The 16,859-nt window shown below is 72.6% G+C and carries 19 protein-coding genes and 1 other RNA gene; 8 read left to right on the top strand and 12 right to left on the bottom strand.

The genetic code is table 11. The features are described from left to right. Positions 1-68 precede the first annotated feature (68 nt). A complete protein-coding gene (locus tag OG625_RS27160; protein WP_329386196.1) occupies positions 69-803 on the bottom strand; it encodes a MerR family transcriptional regulator in 735 nt (244 codons plus the stop codon). 77 nt (positions 804-880) lie between these two features. Here OG625_RS27160 and rnpB point away from each other — a divergent pair. Then, positions 881-1,282, top strand: an RNA gene (gene rnpB, locus OG625_RS27155) — RNase P RNA component class A. 209 nt (positions 1,283-1,491) lie between these two features. Here the strand turns inward: rnpB and OG625_RS27150 are convergent. The 5 genes from OG625_RS27150 to OG625_RS27130 all read right to left on the bottom strand — a co-directional run bounded on the left by OG625_RS27150 (position 1,492) and on the right by OG625_RS27130 (position 3,775). Continuing rightward, a complete protein-coding gene (locus tag OG625_RS27150) occupies positions 1,492-1,740 on the bottom strand; it encodes a hypothetical protein (protein WP_329386194.1) in 249 nt (82 codons plus the stop codon). 57 nt (positions 1,741-1,797) lie between these two features. Continuing rightward, positions 1,798-2,703: a hypothetical protein gene (locus tag OG625_RS27145; protein WP_329386192.1), complete on the bottom strand. Its 906-nt coding sequence runs from the start codon at positions 2,701-2,703 to the stop codon at positions 1,798-1,800. Positions 2,704-2,795: 92 nt separating this feature from the next. Continuing rightward, entirely contained in the window at positions 2,796-3,089 is a 294-nt protein-coding gene (locus OG625_RS27140) for a hypothetical protein (protein WP_329386190.1), read from the bottom strand. 22 nt (positions 3,090-3,111) lie between these two features. Further along, positions 3,112-3,318 carry a hypothetical protein gene (locus OG625_RS27135; RefSeq protein WP_329386188.1) on the bottom strand — a complete coding sequence of 69 codons (207 nt, stop codon included), beginning with the start codon at positions 3,316-3,318 and terminating at the stop codon, positions 3,112-3,114. 61 nt (positions 3,319-3,379) lie between these two features. Next, positions 3,380-3,775 carry a hypothetical protein gene (locus tag OG625_RS27130; protein WP_329386186.1) on the bottom strand — a complete coding sequence of 132 codons (396 nt, stop codon included), beginning with the start codon at positions 3,773-3,775 and terminating at the stop codon, positions 3,380-3,382. Between the two features lie 145 nt (positions 3,776-3,920). Here OG625_RS27130 and OG625_RS27125 point away from each other — a divergent pair, with 145 nt between their 5' ends. Both OG625_RS27125 and OG625_RS27120 read left to right on the top strand, forming a co-directional pair. After that, positions 3,921-4,355, top strand: a complete 435-nt coding sequence (locus OG625_RS27125) for a hypothetical protein (RefSeq protein WP_329386184.1) — start codon at positions 3,921-3,923, stop codon at positions 4,353-4,355. 451 nt (positions 4,356-4,806) lie between these two features. Further along, on the top strand, positions 4,807-5,154 hold the full coding sequence (locus OG625_RS27120) for a hypothetical protein (protein ID WP_329386182.1): 348 nt from the start codon (positions 4,807-4,809) through the stop codon (positions 5,152-5,154). A gap of 79 nt (positions 5,155-5,233) precedes the next feature. Here the strand turns inward: OG625_RS27120 and OG625_RS27115 are convergent, their stop codons facing one another. Genes OG625_RS27115 through OG625_RS27105 form a run of 3 tightly spaced genes read right to left on the bottom strand, consistent with a single transcriptional unit; the run spans position 5,234 to position 8,321 of the window. After that, the gene (locus OG625_RS27115; RefSeq protein WP_329386180.1) at positions 5,234-6,706 is read right to left on the bottom strand and encodes a bifunctional RNase H/acid phosphatase; all 1,473 of its coding nucleotides are present in this window, start codon (positions 6,704-6,706) and stop codon (positions 5,234-5,236) included. A gap of 17 nt (positions 6,707-6,723) precedes the next feature. Beyond that, positions 6,724-7,467, bottom strand: coding sequence for a zinc ribbon domain-containing protein (locus tag OG625_RS27110; protein ID WP_329390986.1), 744 nt, complete (start codon positions 7,465-7,467; stop codon positions 6,724-6,726). Next, entirely contained in the window at positions 7,464-8,321 is an 858-nt protein-coding gene (locus OG625_RS27105) for a Nif3-like dinuclear metal center hexameric protein (protein ID WP_329386178.1), read from the bottom strand. The genes OG625_RS27110 and OG625_RS27105 overlap by 4 nt, the downstream gene beginning before the upstream one ends. Before the next feature lie 211 nt (positions 8,322-8,532). Here OG625_RS27105 and OG625_RS27100 point away from each other — a divergent pair, with 211 nt between their 5' ends. Both OG625_RS27100 and OG625_RS27095 read left to right on the top strand, forming a co-directional pair. After that, complete coding sequence (locus OG625_RS27100; RefSeq protein ID WP_329386176.1) at positions 8,533-10,962, top strand: serine/threonine-protein kinase; 2,430 nt, start codon at positions 8,533-8,535, stop codon at positions 10,960-10,962. 159 nt (positions 10,963-11,121) lie between these two features. Next, on the top strand, positions 11,122-12,207 hold the full coding sequence (locus tag OG625_RS27095) for a hypothetical protein (RefSeq protein WP_329386173.1): 1,086 nt from the start codon (positions 11,122-11,124) through the stop codon (positions 12,205-12,207). A 90-nt stretch (positions 12,208-12,297) separates the two neighbouring features. On the opposite strand, the gene OG625_RS27090 is transcribed toward OG625_RS27095, so the two are convergent. The 3 genes from OG625_RS27090 to OG625_RS27080 are packed head-to-tail and all read right to left on the bottom strand — an operon-like array spanning position 12,298 to position 15,262. Next, positions 12,298-13,239, bottom strand: a complete 942-nt coding sequence (locus tag OG625_RS27090; RefSeq protein WP_329386170.1) for a 3-oxoacyl-ACP reductase — start codon at positions 13,237-13,239, stop codon at positions 12,298-12,300. Positions 13,240-13,274: 35 nt separating this feature from the next. Next, positions 13,275-14,351, bottom strand: coding sequence for a Zn-dependent alcohol dehydrogenase (locus tag OG625_RS27085; RefSeq protein ID WP_329386168.1), 1,077 nt, complete (start codon positions 14,349-14,351; stop codon positions 13,275-13,277). A gap of 38 nt (positions 14,352-14,389) precedes the next feature. Next, complete coding sequence (locus OG625_RS27080) at positions 14,390-15,262, bottom strand: MaoC/PaaZ C-terminal domain-containing protein (protein WP_329386165.1); 873 nt, start codon at positions 15,260-15,262, stop codon at positions 14,390-14,392. Between the two features lie 231 nt (positions 15,263-15,493). On the opposite strand from OG625_RS27080, the gene OG625_RS27075 reads away from it, so the two are divergent. The 3 genes from OG625_RS27075 (at position 15,494) to OG625_RS27065 (ending at position 16,851) form a co-directional block, all read left to right on the top strand. Then, entirely contained in the window at positions 15,494-15,847 is a 354-nt protein-coding gene (locus OG625_RS27075; protein WP_329390983.1) for a DNA-binding response regulator, read from the top strand. Between the two features lie 175 nt (positions 15,848-16,022). Next, the gene (locus OG625_RS27070) at positions 16,023-16,592 is read left to right on the top strand and encodes an RNA polymerase sigma factor (RefSeq protein WP_329386162.1); all 570 of its coding nucleotides are present in this window, start codon (positions 16,023-16,025) and stop codon (positions 16,590-16,592) included. Then, positions 16,579-16,851, top strand: a complete 273-nt coding sequence (locus OG625_RS27065) for a hypothetical protein (RefSeq protein WP_329386159.1) — start codon at positions 16,579-16,581, stop codon at positions 16,849-16,851. The genes OG625_RS27070 and OG625_RS27065 overlap by 14 nt, the downstream gene beginning before the upstream one ends. Positions 16,852-16,859 lie beyond the last annotated feature (8 nt).

The following is a 16,859-nucleotide window of genomic DNA, read 5'->3' as shown; positions in this document are numbered from 1 at the left end:
CGCACTCACCCCACTCACCGCACCCACCCCACTCATCCCACTCATCCCACCCATCCCACTCATCCCACTCATCCCCTCCCCCTCTCCATGAACGCCTCCATCACCCGCAGGACGACCTCCGCCTGCGCGGGCGCGTACTCGGCGAGCAGCGCCTCCTTGAACCCGGCCACGACCGCCCCGTCGCCGCGCACCGCCGCGAACACCTCGTCGGGCACCGCCGCCACGAACTCCGCCGCCAGCCCCGGGATCCGGGGATCGTCGGCCGGGGCCTCGGCCAGCTCGTCCAGCCGCTCGTACAGCCGGAGCACGGCGGGATCGGCGGCGAGCGGTCCGAGCGCGGCGTACAGCGCCTCGCCGCCGGCGCCCGAGGAGTCGAGGAGCTCCAGGTGCTCGCGGTCCATGGCCGCCGCCCGCGAGGCGGTCTCGGGAGCCTTCGCCAGCAGCGCGGCAAGCGCTGGCGACAGCGGCTCGGCGTCCCCTGGCCCGGCGGCCAGCAGCACGGCGAGCCGCCGCCGGCGCTCGGCGAGCTCGGCCTGCTGCCGGGCCAGGTCGGCGTCCAGTTCCTCCAGTACCTCGGCCAGTTCGCGCCCGGCGTCGTCCACGAGTACGTCCCGCACCTCGTCGAGGCTCAGCCCGAGCTCGGTGAGCCTGCGTACGCGGGCCAGCAGGACGGCGTCGCGGACGCCGTAGGCCCGGTATCCGTTGGGGCGCCGCTCCGGTTCCGGAAGCAGCCCGACATGGTGGTAGTGCCGGATCGCCCGGGTGGTGACCCCGACGAGCGCGGCGATCTCTCCGATCCGCATGGCCCCAGTAGAAACCCTGCCGCTGCGTCAAGGTCAAGCGCGACCCTCGCCGCAGGTAACATGGCCACCACGGCAGACGAGTCGGCCGGGCGGCCGCGTCGGGATCCTCGGATCCCGCCGAGGAACGTCCGGGCTCCACAGGGCAGGGTGGTGGGTAACGCCCACCCGGGGTGACCCGCGGGACAGTGCCACAGAAAACAGACCGCCGGGGGCTTCGGCCTTCGGTAAGGGTGAAACGGTGGTGTAAGAGACCACCAGCGCCTGGGGCGACCCAGGCGGCTAGGTAAACCCCACCTGGAGCAAGGTCAAGAGGATCCGTCTTCGGACGGGTCTGCGCGAACGCTTGAGGGCTGCCCGCCCGAGTTCGCGGGTAGACCGCACGAGGCCGGCGGCAACGCCGGTCCTAGATGGATGGCCGTCTCCCCGGCGACCGCGAGGTCACCGGGCGACAGAACCCGGCGTACAGGCCGGCTCGTCTGCCGTCCCCGCTTTGGCCCTGGTCAGAGCGGGGATCCCACTCTTCCCGGCACGGCGGGGGCATTTCGGGAGCGTCTCCGGTACGTGCGACGCGGCCCATTTACCATCTGGTCCGTGTCACCGCTGCCGGACGCGTTCAGCTAGGCAATGACGAAGAGCATGCTGCCATACGCAGCCGGTGATTGGCTCCCCCATCCCGGGAGTTGGGCAGCTACCCGGACGCCGCGGCGGTGTCTGCGTCACCCGTGATGGTGAACGCCGACGAGAACGCGGTGACCTTCACCTCCTCCGCCCCCGCGCCGGTCTCGGCGTAGGTGTCCCAGGTCTCTTCGAACCGGGCGTGACGGCTCAGGCGCGGGACGGTCTTGGGGTCGTGGTTGCCGGACGTGGCGAGCGCGCGGGTGTAGAACCCCTTGAGGTCGTGGAACCGCGCGTCCGGGTCCACCCCGGCCTTCTCCACCGCCTCCCGCCAGTACGGGTGGAACGTCTGGCGGGTCGATCGGCCGGCGCTGGGTGGTCAGTTGTTGAACGAGGCGCACATGTAGTTGGTGGAGGTCCCGTCGCAGTACGTGACTTCCTTGACCTTCACGGAGGCGATGACGGCGGGGTCCTGCTCCTTGATGGTGTGGTCGTAGAAGGTGACGTCGCCGGTCTCGGACTTGCCGACTCCGAGGCGCTTGGCCGACGCGTGGCTTTCTCCGAGGAAGTCGCCGTCCTTGTCGTATGCCTCGAACTTGATCCAGTAGCTGGCGGCCTGGGTGCCGGAGTTGGTGATCTTGTAGTTGGCCTCGTACTTCTTGATGCCGTATTCCGGCTTGTTCCCGGCCTTGGTGATGACCACGTCACCGGTGTGGCCCTGCGACGGGTCTTCCTTGGTGGGCTCGGCCGGCGTCTCCAGGGGCGCCGGGACCCCCTTGCACAGGTGGTCCTTGAACGCCTTGTTGATCGTGTCGGAGTTGGTGGGGGGCTTGTCCTTCGCGAGGGCGTCGGCCCGCTCGTCCTCGGGCAGCGCGCATGCCAGGCGGGTCAAAGTGACCATCTGAGCTATCTCCGCGGCCGTCTTCTTGGACAGCTCGTCCTTGTTGCGGGACTCGTTGAACATGACCTCGAAGAACGCCTTCTCGTCGGCGCTCAGGTTGTCGGCCCGGTAGTCGGTGGGTGCGCTCGCCTTGTCGCTGCCCGTGGTGGTGGTTTCGGGGTTGTTGGTGAGGGCCAAGGTGGTGAGGGCGGTGCCCCCGACGACCAGCGCGAGCGCGGCAACGCCGGTGACGACCTTCGCCGAGGTGGACCACTTTCGGGGCTGCGGTGCGGGTGCCGGCCATGCCGGATCGGCAGGCGATCCAGGGTGCGGGTAGCCGTACGCGGGCGGCTGCGGGGGCTGTGGCGGCATGTGGTCCGGGCTGGGCGGCGTGGACATGGACATGGCGGGGAACTCCAAGTTGTTGGTGAAGGCCCCCGCCGGGTCGTGAGTTCGGGGGCGGGGGCTCCGGGTGGGCGAGTCGGCTGTCGCCGGGGTCAGTAGTGGCGCGAGGTTCGCTTGGCGCGGCGCCAGATCGGGTACCACAGCCCGAACGTCATCAGGGTCATGGTGGCGTGGACGCAGGTCATCAGGCAGCCGGGCCCGTGCATCGTGCGGGTGTGCTGATTGGCGACGTGGACCTGCTGCGGCGGGTAGCCGTATGGCGGGGGCGGGGGCGCGGACTGCTGCCCGTAGTGCTGTTGCGGAGCGTAGCCGTACGGGGGCGGTTGCTGCTGGCCGTGGGGCTGCTGGGGCGGGTACGAGTTCCCGTAAGGCGGGGGTGTCGTCATGGGGTGTGCTCCTGAGTAGGGGTCAGTGCTCGACGGCGAGTTCGGCTGCGCCGGTCTGGGCGTCGTCGCTGATGCGGATGTGCACGCCCCCGGCTTCGAGGATGGCGGGGTTGGTGCCGGACGAGGACGCGAGCTTCCCGGGGGCGTTCTGGTCGATGAACGCGGTCACCTGGGCGGGGTCCAGGCCAGGGAGGGCGAGGGAGGTGACGCAGGTCTTGAAAAAGGTCACCACCACCTGTTCCTCGCCGGTGGCTTCCTGGGCCTTGCAGCGGACGGTGCGGATCGCTCCGTCACTGGCGTAGGTGCCCGCTGTGGCCTTGAGGTAGAGGCCGGGCTCGCTGGCGCGGTGGTTCGTGCCCTTCCAGTCCTTGAAGGCCTCGGGGCCGCCGGGCGGTGAACGTCGCGCCCTTGTCCTCGAACTTGACTCCGGCGCCCTCCATCGCGGTCACCCAGGCGGGGATGTCGCCACCGGACGGTGTCGGCGCGGCGCGGGTCGGCTTCGCGGCGGCGGGCTTGGTCTCGGGCTTCTCGTCCTTCTTGTCGGCCGGTCCGATCATGGCGCCGCAAGCGGCCAGCAGGACGAGACCCAGAACAGGGATGCTGCAACCGAGCGCAATCTTCTTGCCGGTGGACATGCCCTGCTTGGGGGCGGGGTACTGCGAGGGCTGCGGCGGGTACTCGGACATGCGGGGTCCTTGTGAAAAGGATGGTTTCCCCAGGTCATGCGGTGCGGCGCAATGCGGCAGGGGCGGCATCATGTTGACATACCTGCGTCAAAGTTGCACGCGCCTGAGACAGACAGGCGATCAAATCTGTGGTGAGAGGTGAGGCGTGAAGGTCAAGAACAGTGGGAGCGGGGTCACGGTGGAGGACTTCCCCGGCTTCGAGGGCCACAGCTTCATCATCGGCTTCCCTACGGGCGGTTCGAAGCCGAACGGGTTCTACGTCAAGGCTCCGAACGATCAGCCGGTGACCGCGACGTGGCTGCGCCGGCTCCCCCTGGACCGGCTGCTCCGGGTTGCCGCCGAAGCCCGGACGGCCGAAATCGCCGGTCAGGTTCAGCCCGCACCAGCCGCCGAGGGCCGCCCGTACGGCGGCGCCGACGAGCACCTCGCCAAGGTCGCCGAGGTCTACCGGTGGGCGACCGAGCGCAACATCCCACCGCGGCGTGCCATCGCCACCCGGTGGGCGAAGTCGGAAGCGACCGCCGGCCGGTGGATCGCGGAGGCCCGGAAGAAGGGCGTGCTCCCGCCTGCCGGCCGGTGAGCTTGCCGGCGACCCATCGCATTTCTGCGTGGGGGCCGCTCCCGTTTCCGGACCCAGGTGGTGGACGCGGCACCGGCCTGTCGGCGGGCGCAGCGATGACCGTCGTAGCCGGGGTGGACCCGGGGAGTTCACCCTGGTGGTCGGCGCCAAGGCTTCCGCGTACAGACAGGGGCCTTTTCGTTTGCCCGAAACGGGGTGTCCCATCGCCTTCCGCGTGAGCTACAACCCCGGGGCGTTCGGGGGCATTCGGGGGTGTGAACCTCCGTGATCCTCCGTGCGCCCCTGTGGCCTGTCCTTGCAGGTCACACCCGGTCCGCTTCCCGTTTGCGCAGGTCAAAGCGGGGGCGACTCAAGAACCCGGCGTACAGGCCGGCTCGTCTGCCCGTCCCACTCCGTTCGAGGTACCGCGAACACCCCTCGCGGGGGCGCGTCATGAGGCACGCTCGCACTCATGACCGATCACCCCGCCGCGGCCGCCGCCGCCGCGCTCATACGTGACCTCGCCGAAGCGACATCCGCCTCCCGCGACGCTCACGCGAACCCCGCCGACATCGCTTCCCTGACCGGGAGCCTGCTCGACCTCGCACGCCACCTCGAAGACGCGCTGGGCCACCTGGCACGGCAGATCGACCGGAGCGACGACGACTGGGCCACCGCGGACGGAGAGCGAAGGCTCCCCGGCCAGTACGCGCGGGAGGCGAGCGACAAGGTCCGGTCCGCCCAGGCCGACGCCCGCAACATGGCGCGCGCCCTGGGCCGGTCCGTGGAGGCCCTCGGCCATCTCAAGTCCGCACCCTGATGCCGGCACGGTGAACGCCGTCGCCCCCGCCTCCGGAACACCGGTGACGGGGGCGGGGGCCTTTCGGCGCGGGCAGCGGCTACCGCAGGTGCGAGGTGTCGTTCAGCAGCCGGACCGAGGCGTTGCCGTCGGCGTAGTAGGCCACCGCCGAGAGGGAGGCCGCGGAGAGTTCCATGCGGAACAGGGCCTCCGGCGGGGCGCCCAGGGCCAGGCGGACCAGGATCTTGACCGGGGTCACGTGCGTGACCAGCAGCACCGTACGGCCCGCGTGGGCGGCGAGCAGCCGGTCCCGGGTGGCGGATATCCGGCGGGTGGCCGCCATGAAGCTCTCGCCGCCGCCGGTGGGGGCGGCCTTCGGGGAGTCCAGCCAGGCCTGGAGGTCCTCCGGGAAGCGCTCCTGCACCTCGGCGAACGTCAGGCCCTCCCAGGCCCCGAAGTCCACCTCGCGCAGGCCGTCTTCGACGGTGACGTCGAGGCCGAGCCGGTCGGCGACCGCCTGCGCGGTCTCGCGGCAGCGGCGCAGCGGAGAGCAGATGATGCCCTGCACGGTGCCGCGGGCGGCGAGGGCCTCGGCGACGGCCGCCGCCTGTCGCCTCCCGGCGGGTGACAGCTCGGGGTCGGTACCCCCGCTCCCGGAGAACCGCTTCTGCGGGGTGAGCGCGGTCTCACCGTGCCGCAGCAGTACGAAGGTCGCGGGCGCCCCCATGTCGGGGCCCCAGCCCGTTCCGGTGGAACCGGCGGTGCCGGTGGCGGTGCCGCGGGCACCGTCCCCGCCGGTCCCGCCCGTGCCGCCCGCGGTCGCGCCGGAGGCGGCCTGGGCCGTGCCGGCCGGAGGCGTGCCGACGCCGCCTGTGGCGTGCCCGGGCCCGGGCCCGGCTCCGCCGAACAGCGTGTCGGCGCCCGCCGGTTCGGCGGAGCCGCCGCGTGCGGGTGCGGTCGCCGCGGCACGGGTGCGCGTGGCGCCGCCGGAGCCGAGGGCGCCCGCACCACTACTCGTACCCCCGCCGGAGGCAAGGGCCGCGCGGACCGCCGCGGCTCCCGCCGCCGCGTCGCCGGGCGGGCCGGACGGGGGTGGGGTCGACAGGGAACGGGCCGCCGAGTGGTCGAGGGCGGCGGTGGAGGCCGACGGCTCCCACTGCTTGCCGCGCTTGCCCGCGTCCATCGCCTCGTTGGCGAGCCGGTCCGCGTGCTTGTTCTCCTCGCGCGGGATCCACTCGTAGGTCACCTGGGAGGCGGGCAGGATCCGCGCGGCCTCCGCCGCGAGCGGCTTCATGTCGGGGTGCTTGATCTTCCAGCGGCCCGACATCTGCTCGACGACGAGCTTGGAGTCCATGCGGACGAGGACCCGAGCGTCCGGCGCCAGCTCGCGCGCCGCCTTGAGGCCGGCGATCAGCCCCTTGTACTCCGCCACGTTGTTCGTCGCGACGCCGATGAACTCGGCGCGCTCCGCCAGCGTCTCCCCCGTCGCCGGGTCCAGGACGACCGAGCCGTAGCCGGCAGGCCCCGGGTTGCCCCGGGAGCCCCCGTCCGCCTCCACGACAAACCGCGGCATCGGCGACATCGGCGACATCAGATGCCCGAGTCCGCCGTACGGACCAGGATGCGGCCGCAGTTCTCGTGACGGACGATCTGGTCACGGGCGGCGGCCTTGATCTCGTTGACCTCGGCCATGTCGAGCTCCAGCCGGCAGCCCTCGCAGCGGCGCTGGTACAGGCGCGCGGCGCCGACCCCGCCCTGCTTGACGCGGATCTTCTCGTACAGGGCCATCAGGTCGGCCGGCATGGAGCCGACGATGACCTCGCGGTCCTTGATGACCTTGGCGCCCTCGGCGTCGAGCTCACCGGTGGCGGCGTCACGGCGCGCGGTGGCGTCCGTCAGCTTGGCCTCCAGCGCGGAGACCCGCTCCGTCAGCTCGGTGACGCGCTCCTGCGCGGCCTCCAGGCGCTCCATGACCTCAAGGACCACGTCCTCCAGGTCGGCCTGCCGCTTGGCGAGGGAGACGACCTCGCTCTGCAGGTTCGCCAGGTCCCGGGCCGAGACGCCCACGCCGGAGTCCAGTCGCGCCTGGTCGCGGGCGGCGCGCTGGCGCACCTGGTCCACGTCCTGCTCCGCCTTGGTCTGCTCACGGGCCGCGTCGCTGGCCTGCGTCTGCGCGGCGACGAGCAGGTCGCGCTGCTGGCTGAGGTCCTTGGTCAGCGAGTCGACCTCGGCGTGCTCCGGCAGCGACTTGTGCTTGTGGGCGAGCTGAGACAGCCGGACGTCCAGGGCCTGGACGTCGAGGAGTCGGATCTGGTCGGCGGGCTCGGCGTTCAGTTGGGGGCTCCAGAGATAGAAGGTGAGGTGACGGACGGCGCGTGCACCGTCCAGGGGTCGGTGACCGTGCGCGAGACGTGGGTACGCAGGCCCCAGCCGTGGCGCTCGGAGATCGCGTCGAGTTGCGCGGCGGCCTGCTCGCACCAGGGCCACTCGGTGGCCCAGTGCGCGGCGTCGACGAGGGCGATCGGGCTCTGCTCGCGGGCCTCGGACACCGGGTGGTGGCGCAGGTCGGCGGTGAGGTACGCGTCCACGCCGGCGGCGCGGACCTGCGCGAAGAGGCTGTCGCCGGAGCCGCCGCTGACCGCGACGGTACGGATGAGCATGTCCGGGTCGCCCGCCACGCGGATGCCCTGCGCGGTCGGCGGCAGCCAGGCGGCGGCGCGCGCGGCGAACTCGCGCAGGGTCTCGGGGTGGTCCAGTTCGCAGAGCCGGCCCAGGCCGCGGCGGCCGGTGGGGTCGGTCGGGTCGGGCACGAGGGGGCCGGTGATCCGCAGGTCGAGGGCGCCGGCGAGGGCGTCGGAGACTCCGGGGTCGGCGGTGTCGGCGTTGGTGTGGGCCACGTGCAGCGCGATGTCGTTCTTGATCAGCGTGTGCACGACGCGGCCCTTGAAGGTGCCGGCTTCGACGGTGGTGGTGCCGCGCAGGTAGAGGGGGTGGTGGGTGACGACCAGGTCGGCGCCCAGCTTGACCGCCTCGTCGACGATCTCCTGTACGGGGTCCACGGCGAACAGCACCCGGGAGACCTCGGCATCGGGGTCGCCGCAGACGGTGCCGACGGCATCCCACTGCTCGGCCCGCGAGGGGGGCCAGAGAGCGTCCAGCGCGGCGATGACTTCAGAGAGACGGGGCACGGGCCAAGGCTACCGTCCGGGGCGACCATCCTGGTCAGGACCGGCCTGTCACCGCTGCCCGCACCACCGGCCGGACCGCCTGCCGCACCGCCTGCCGCACCGCCTCCCGGGCAAAGGGGGAGGTTACCGGCGGTTGCCGGGACCCGCCTCCTGCCCGGGCCGATCCCGATACTGTCTGCACCAGCAGATCGGACAGGGGTTCGGGGGATCCATGCACGCCGGGGATTTATTGGATGCCCGCTATGAACTGGTCCGGCGCCTCGACGTGGGCGGCATGGGCGAGGTCTGGGAGGGCATCGACCGGCGGATCCGCCGCAAGGTGGCCGTCAAGCTGATCCGTGAGGAGGCTGATCCGGCGCTGGTGCCCGAGCTGGTGTCCCGGCTCGGACGGGAGGCCACGGCCGCGGGGCGGCTCGCGCACCCGCACATCGTCGCCGTGTACGACTACAACAGCATCGAGCAGGACGACGTACCGCTCGTCTACATCGTGATGGAGCTGGTCCGCGGGCGCTCGCTCGCCGAGGAGCTGACCCGCGCGCTGCCGTCCGTACCGCAGGCCCTGTCCTGGGCGGAGCAGATCGCCCTGGCCCTGGAGTCGGCGCACGGGCCGGAGGCGGGGGTCGTGCACCGCGACCTCAAGCCCGGCAACGTGATGATCACCTACGGCGGGCTGGTGAAGCTCCTCGACTTCGGCATCGCCCGTTTCCTGGAGGACAACGACACCCACCACACCCGGCTGACCGGTGCCCGGATGGTCGGCACCCCCGCCTACATGGCGCCCGAGCAGTGCAACGCCGGACCGGTCGACGGGCGTACGGACCTCTACGCGCTGGGCTGCCTGCTGTACACGATGCTCACCGGGCGACCGCCCTTCACCGCCGAGCGCGGGCTGCTCCAGGTCATGTACCAGCAGGTGCACGAGACCCCGCCGCCGCCCGGCGAGCTGCACCCGGGGGTGCCGCCGGGGCTGGACCGGCTCGTCATGGAGCTGCTGGCCAAGGATCCCGCGGACCGGCCGGCGGACGCCGGGGCGGTGGTGGACCGGCTGCGGGGGCTGGCCGCGGAGTTCGCGGCGGCGGCGCACCGGCCCGCCGCCGACCCGCCCCCCTTCGCCTTCCCGCGGCAGCGGGAGTACGAACCGACGCGGCCCGACGCGGCGGCCGCTCCCCCGCGGGACCCGGACGGCGTGGACGACGTGGCCGGCGGGGACGAGGACGAGAACGAGGTCCTGGAGGGCGAGTTCGCCGACCCCGACCCGGCCGAGGAGTTCGCGGCGCGCATCCGGGCCGGGCTGCGCGAGCGGGGTGCCGAGGCGCGCGGCGAGGACGACGCGGGCATCGCCCGGCTGCTGCTGGCCGACCTGATCACGGAGACCATCCGGCTCCTCGGCCCGGACGACCCGCTCACCGTCGAGATCGGCTTCGACCTAGCCTGCGCCTACGCCCGCGACGGGCTCGTCGCCGAGGCGGCCACCCTGCTCGGCGAGCTCGTCCCGCTCATGGCCGAGCTGTACGGCCCCGACGACCGGCGCACCCTGTACGCGCGCTGCCTGCTGCCCTGGTACCTGGCCGGGGCCGGAGCGGTCGCCGAGGCCGCCGAGCTGTACGCCGACATCACCGGCGACCTGCGCCGGGTGCTCGGCGAGACCGACAGCCTGACCCTGCACACCCGCTACCAGCACGTCGCCCAGCTGGCCGGCGCCGGGGAGTACATCCGGGCGGTCCAGCTGTGGCGCACCCTGATCCCGCTGCTCGACGCCGAGCAGCGCACGGTCGGCGAGCTCGGCGCGGACGCCCGCCGCGAGCTGGCCCGGGCCATCCACCGCCTGTCGGGGGACCCGGAGGCGGCGGGCCGACTGCGGGTCCTCGTACCGAACCTGCTGAACCTGCTCGACGCCCGCAGCGAGGACGCGTACGCCGCCCGCACCGTGATCGCCGACTGGATCGCGCAGGCCGGCACCCCCCGGGAGTCGCTGCCCGCGTGGCGGGTGCTGATCCGGGACTGCGCCGAGGAGCTGGGCGAAGGGCATCCGGTGACCCTGCTGGCCCGGCTGCGGCTGGCCGAGCACACCGAGGGCGCGGGCGATCCCGCGGAGGCGGTGGCCCTGCTGACGGAACTGCTGCCGGAACTGGCGGCGGGGGCCGGGCCGCTGGACGCGCCGCAGGGCGCGGAGGCCGCCGAGCTGCTGCTGCGCGGCGGGTACTTGCTCGCGCGGGCGACCACCGCGCTGGATCCGGTGCGGGGACTGCACATGTGGGAGGAGATCGCCCCGGAGCTGGAGCGCGTACGGGGCCGGGAGGACGAGCTGGTGGTGGACGCCCGGCTGCGGCACGCCCTGGCCCTCGCCGAGCAGGGCCTGGCGGCGCAGGCGCTGCCGCTGCTGGACGGGGCGGTGCGGGCACGGCTGGACCTCTTCGGGCCGGACGACCCGCTGGCCCTGCGCGGGCGGTTCGCGTACGCGGCGGGGATCGCGGCGGTCCACGGGGAGGCTTCGGCCCGCCGGTGGTGGCGCGAGCTGCTCCCGGACGCGACGCGCGCACTGGGTGCGAAGCACGCGCTGAGCCTGGCCGTGCGGGAACGGCTCGGACTCGGTGCACATCCCGAGCCAGAGCCGTCCCCGGCGGGGGTCTCCGTCACTTGAGCATCGGGTCACCCCGGACGCCCCGATGCCGCACAGCACAACCGCCTCCTCCACCACAGGTGAATCGCCGGCCGGACACCCGTATGTGTGAAGCGGAGTTGGGGGTGTTGTTCGGCAGGAAGTGCGAAAACTAGCGTCCTCGCCGGAGGTGACGCACGGATGACTGTCTGTGCCATCGATGTGACGACCACGGCCCCGTTCACGATCGCCGCGGACGGGTCGTACGCCGCCCGGCTCGCCGGGGACGGCGAGGCGCTGTACGCGGAGCGCTGGACCCTGGCCGGGGCCGAGGCGTACGCGGTGCCGCTGCCGCTCGCGCAGCCCGAGGAGGCCGACAGCGAGGTGCTCGCGCTGGCCGACGGGCGGGTGCTGATCCACCGTCGGGTCGCGGAGCGGCACGCCTTCGCCCTGCTGTACCCGACGGGCGCGGCGGCCGGGCCCCGGACCGGGGAGCTCCAGCTCGGCTCGGTGGAGGCGGAGGAAGGGCTACGGGTCCGGTTGCTCCCGCCGTGCCCGGACGGGCTCGGCGCCTTCGCCCTGGCCGTCGGCGATGCCGGGACGACGGTGTGGCAGGTGGCGGGCGGCGCCTTCGGTGAGGTGGCCAGGATCCCCGGCCGGTGTTCCGGCGGGGTCTGGCTGGACCGAGCGGGCCGGATGCTCGCCCTGGACCGGGAGCCGGAGGGCGGCGCCGGTGCCGTCAAGGCCGTCGCGGTGGACCTGGGGCGGGGCGGCGAGGTCTCCCCGCTGCTGCAGATCGCCGAGGCCAGCGAGGACCGGCTGCTGCTCGCCGACGCGGACAGCGGGCTGCTCCTGATCCGCTCCGACGCCCCCGGCGAACCGCGCCTCGGGTGGGGGGTGCTGGGCAGCACCCGTCCGGTGCGCTTCCCGGAGTGCCTGCGGCTGGAGGAGGAGACGACCCCGTTCGCGGTGCAGCCGGGCCAGGCCCTGATGCCGGAGACCTGCGGGGTCGCGCTGCGGGTGGGCGAGGCCGGGCTCGCCCTGTGGCGCCCCGCCGACCGGCACGTCTTCCGGCTCGGCTCCCCGGCGGGCTGGCTCGGCGGCACGGGCCTGTGGACCCCCGAGGGCCGCCTGCACCTCCCGTACGCGACCCCGGAGGCCCCGTGCGGAATCCTCGGGATGTCCCTCCCGCCGGCCCCTCCCCCACCGATCCGCCTGGACCCGCCCGCGGCGGCCGCACCCCGGCCGGTCCCGCTGCAGCAGGCCCTGGGGGTCCCGACCCGCTGACCGGCGCCCGTCGGGGCACGCCTTCCGGGGCGGGGCCGGTGTGAGTGCGGCCCGGCCGGGGCCGGGCGCGCGGGTATCCGAAAGAGACGGCTAGCCGTGCTTGAGGCCCAGGACCTCCGCGGCGGCGAAGGTCTCGTTCGCCGGGCGGGCTTCGTAGTGCGGGGTGAGCAGCTCGTCCAGTTCCTCGAAGGAGAAGGCCTCCTTCGAGGTGTCGAACTTGGCCGCCACCTTGGGGCGTTCCATCACGACCACGATCCCGCCGTGCACGACGAACAGCTGGCCGTTGGCCTTCGCCGAGGCCGGTGAGGCCAGGTAGCCGACGAGCGGGGAGACGTGCTCGGGGGCGAGGGCGTCGAGCTTGCCCTCCTCCGGGACCTGGAAGCCGGCGAAGACGTCCTCGGTCATCCGGGTACGGGCGCGCGGGCAGATGGCGTTGGCCGTCACCCCGTACTTCGCGAGGGCCAGGGCGGTGGACGTGGTCAGGCCCACGATGCCGCCCTTGGCCGCCGCGTAGTTCGGCTGGCCGGCCGAGCCGCCGAGGAAGGCCTCGGAGGAGGTGTTGACGATCCGGCCGTAGACCGGTCCGCCGGCCGCCTTCGAGCGCTCGCGCCAGTGCACGGAGGCGAAGTGGGTGGTGTTGAAGTGGCCCTTGAGGTGGACCCGGATCACCGAATCCCACTCCTCCTCCGACATCGAGAAGACCATCCGGTCGCGCAGGATGCCCGCGTTGTTGACGAGGATGTCGAGCTTCCCGAAGGTGCTCACCGCCAGCTCGACGAGCTCGCGCGCCTGGTCGAAGTCGGCCACGTCGCCCAGGTGCGCCACCGCCTGGCCGCCCGCCGCGCGGATCTCCTCGGCCACCTCCTCCGCCGGGGCGGCCGAGGCCTCCCCGGAGCCGTCGCGACCCGGCTGCCCGAAGTCGTTGACGACCACGCTCGCGCCGAGCCGCGCGAGCTCGACCGCCTCGGCCCGGCCGAGCCCGCGGCCCGCGCCCGTGACGATGGCGGAGAGTCCCTCAAGTGGCAGTGACATCCGTACGGTTCCTCTCAGAGCTGGTCGGCGGAGCGTCAGAGTTCGATGCAGGTGCGCAGGGCCACGCCCGTACGCATCTGGTCCAGCGCGTCGTTGATCTCCGCGAGCTGCACCCGGTGGGTGATCAGGCTCGCCAGGTCCACCCGGCCGGCCCGCCACAGGGCGATCGTGCGCTCGTAGGAGCGGAGCACGTCCCCGCCGCCGTACATCGACGGCAGGATCTTCTTCTCGTCGAAGAAGAGCGAGAACATGTCGATCTGGAAGTTGTCGTCCAGCGCGCCCGCGCCGACGATGACGACGCTGCCGCCGCGCCGGGTCATCTTGTAGGCGGTCTGCGCGGTGGCGGACTTGCCGACGACCTCGAAGACGTAGTCGAAGCCCTCGCCGGCGGTGATGCGGTTCTTGGCGTCGTCGAAGGCGTCGGGCGAGACCGCCTCCGTCGCCCCGAACTTCAGGGCCGCCTCGCGCCGCGACTCCACCGGGTCGACGGCGATGATCTGCGCCGCGCCCTGGACCTTGGCACCCTGGATGACGGATATGCCGACGCCGCCGCAGCCGATGACGGCGACCGAGGAACCGGCTTCCACCTTGGCGGTGTTGATGGCCGCGCCCAGGCCGGTGGTGACTCCGCAGCCGATGAGGGCGGCGATGTCGAAGGGCACGTCGTCGGGGATCGGCACGGCGCACGCGGCGTCGACGACGAGCTCCTCGGCGAAGGTGCCGGTGGCGGCGAAGCCGAAGATGTCGCCGCCGGCGCGCTTGAAGTTGGGGGTGCCCGCGTTGACCAGGCTGGCGAGGCACAGGTGGCCCTGGCCGCGCTTGCAGGACGGGCAGTGGCCGCACGGCGGCAGCCAGCAGACGAGGACGCGGTCGCCGATCTTGTGGCTGGTGACCCCGTCGCCGACGTCTGCGATCACCCCGGAGCCCTCGTGGCCCGGGATGAAGGGGGCGGGCTGCGGCAGGATGCCGCTCATCGCGGAGAGGTCCGAGTGGCACAGGCCGGTGGCCTTGACCCGGATCTTCACCTTGCCGGGACCGAGGCCCACGGCCTCCATGTCGTCGACGACTTCGAGCTTGTCCTGGCCGATCTCGCTCTGCAGTGCTGCGCGCACGGTGCGGCTCCTTCTACAAGGTCTGGATTTACGCGTGCTTACGCGTGTTCGACGACGGTGTCGGCGAGGACCGGTGCGTCGTCCCGTTCGGCGGCGGTCACCGACACCTGGACGCGGCCGGGCTCCTGCCACATCCGGATGCGCAGCGTCTCGCCGGGGAAGACGATCCCGGCGAAGCGCGTGCGGTAGGCGCGGACGCGGGACACGTCCCCGCCGAGCGCCGTGTCGACGACGGCCTTGAGGGTCATCCCGTACGAGCACAGGCCGTGCAGGATGGGCTTGTCGAAGCCGCCGAGCTTGGCGAACTCGGGGTCGGCGTGCAGGGGGTTCCAGTCGCCGGAGAGCCGGTAGAGGAGGGCCTGGTCCTCGCGGATGTGCCGCTCCTCGACCCGGTCGGGGGCCCGCTCGGGCAGTTCCTCCTTGGCGGAGGGGCCGCGCTCGCCGCCGAACCCGCCCTCTCCCCGTACGAAGATCTGCGCGTCGCTCGTCCACAGCGGCCCGTCGGCGTCCGCGACCTCGGAGCGCAGCACGATGACGGCCGCCTTGCCCTTGTCGTAGACGGCGGCGACCTTGGAACTGGAGGTCGCCTGCCCCTTGACGGGGATGGGCCGGTGCAGCTCGATGGAGTGGCCGCCGTGCAGGACCATGGCGAGGTTGACGTCGATGCCCGGCGCGCCGAGGCCGCCGAGCATGGCCATGCCGGCGCCGGCGACGGTCGCGAAGCTGGGCAGCACGTGCAGCTTGGATTCGAGCGTGTAGCGCAGCTCGTCGGGGTCGGTCGCCAGGCTCTGCCCGTTCCGCGCAGTACCGGCGCCGAGGCCGAGGTGATAGAGCTGGATGTCCTTGTGGTCCCAGCCGATGTCCCCCTGGCGGGGGTCTGCGGCGAGGGCCTTGGCGGCATCGATCGGCATGAGGATGCTGCTCCCTGTTCTTGGCTCTTGCTCTGGGGCCTTGCTCTGGGGCCTTGCTCTTGGAAGACCTCGGTGCGGCCGTCCGCACCGTCGGCCGCACCGAGGTCGTATGCGGGGCGGCCGGTTCTAGAACGCGTTCCAGTTCCGGCCGGTGAGGGAATGTATAACGCACGCCCCGGCACTTGGGAAGACTCCTGACTTCACGTCAGATAGGGTTTCGGCGTGGATGAAATGCCCGTTGATCACCGCCAGACCCGCGCGCTCCGGGTCCTCCTGGACCCGCCGAACCCGCCCCTGGCGCTCCAGCTCGGCCTCCAGCCGGACATCGAGGTCGTACGGGACCTGACGGCGCGGCCGGTGGTGGCGCTGGTGGAGGAGGTCGCCACCGCGGCGGCCCTGCTCGCGGAGGATCCGGAGTGCCGGGTCCTGGTCCTGACGGGATCGGCGCATCCGGGCCTGCCCGAGGCCGTACTCGCCGCCGGCGCGGCGGGACTGGTGCTGCGGGACGGGCCGGTGGAGGACCTCGCGGACTCCATCCGCCGGGCCTCGATGGGCGAGACGGTGATCGATCCCAGCCTGGGATGAAGCCGGGGATCCGGGGTGAATCCTTTTCGGGCACCCTCGCCTCTTATGCGTGTGCCGACGACTTCGTCGGAACATGACCTGGAGGTTGTCGTGATCGCTGTCATCGCCGGTGCCGTCGCAGTCGTCCTGCTCTGCACGTGCACGTTCGTCGTCCTGCGCAAGCGGGGTCGGGCCCGTGGCTGACCCGACCTGGCCCGCCGCGACGCTGATCGCCGCCGCGCAGCGGGGCGACGTCGACTCGCTCACCGCGCTGGTCTCCGGATCGCACCCGCACGTGCGCCGGTTCGCCCGCACGCTGTGCGCCTCGCCCGAGGACGCCGAGGACGCGGCGCAGGAAGCGCTGATCATCCTGTACCGCAAGATCGGAATGCTGAGGGCCTCGGGCGCCCTGGCGTCGTGGATGTTCCGCATCGTCCGCAACGAGTGCCTGCGGCGCGCCCGGTCGGCGATCCCGCGCGGCCCCGCCCCGGTGCCGGACGACGGCCGCGCCGTGATGTCCGCCGAGGACGAGGTCGTGCTGCGCCTGGAAGCGGCGCGCGTGGCACGGGCGGTCGCCGCGCTGCCCGAGGACCAGCGCAGCGTGCTGGTCATGCGGGACATCCAGGGCCTCAGCGGACGCCTGACCGCCGATGCGCTCGGCATCGGCACCGCCGCGATGAAGTCCCGGCTGCACCGGGCCCGCGCGGCCGTCCAGCTCGCCCTGCACCCTGTCCCGGAAGGCGGCGGTGACGGTGCGGACCGCTGACGGCGGGCGGGACTTCGCGAGCGCCTCCCTGCCCCGCCACCTGGTGCGCGGCGCGGTCGGATTCGGCTCGCTGATCGGCGCCTTCGCGCTCCTTCCGCTGTGGGGGCCGGTCAGCCTGCTGCTGGCGCCGGTCGGGGTGCTGGCGCTGCGCGGGTGCCCGATGTGCTGGGCCATCGGGCTGGCGCAGACCCTTTCCCGGGGCCGGCTGCGGCGTGAATGCGTGGACGGCCGGTGCGAATTGAGGAAGGGCGGGCGATAGGTTGGCCC

The organism is Streptomyces sp. NBC_01351, from assembly GCF_036237315.1.
Taxonomy (GTDB): Bacteria; Actinomycetota; Actinomycetes; order Streptomycetales; family Streptomycetaceae; genus Streptomyces.
The sequence above is the reverse complement of the archived record's forward strand: the minus strand, read 5'-3'. Positions and strand labels throughout refer to the sequence as shown.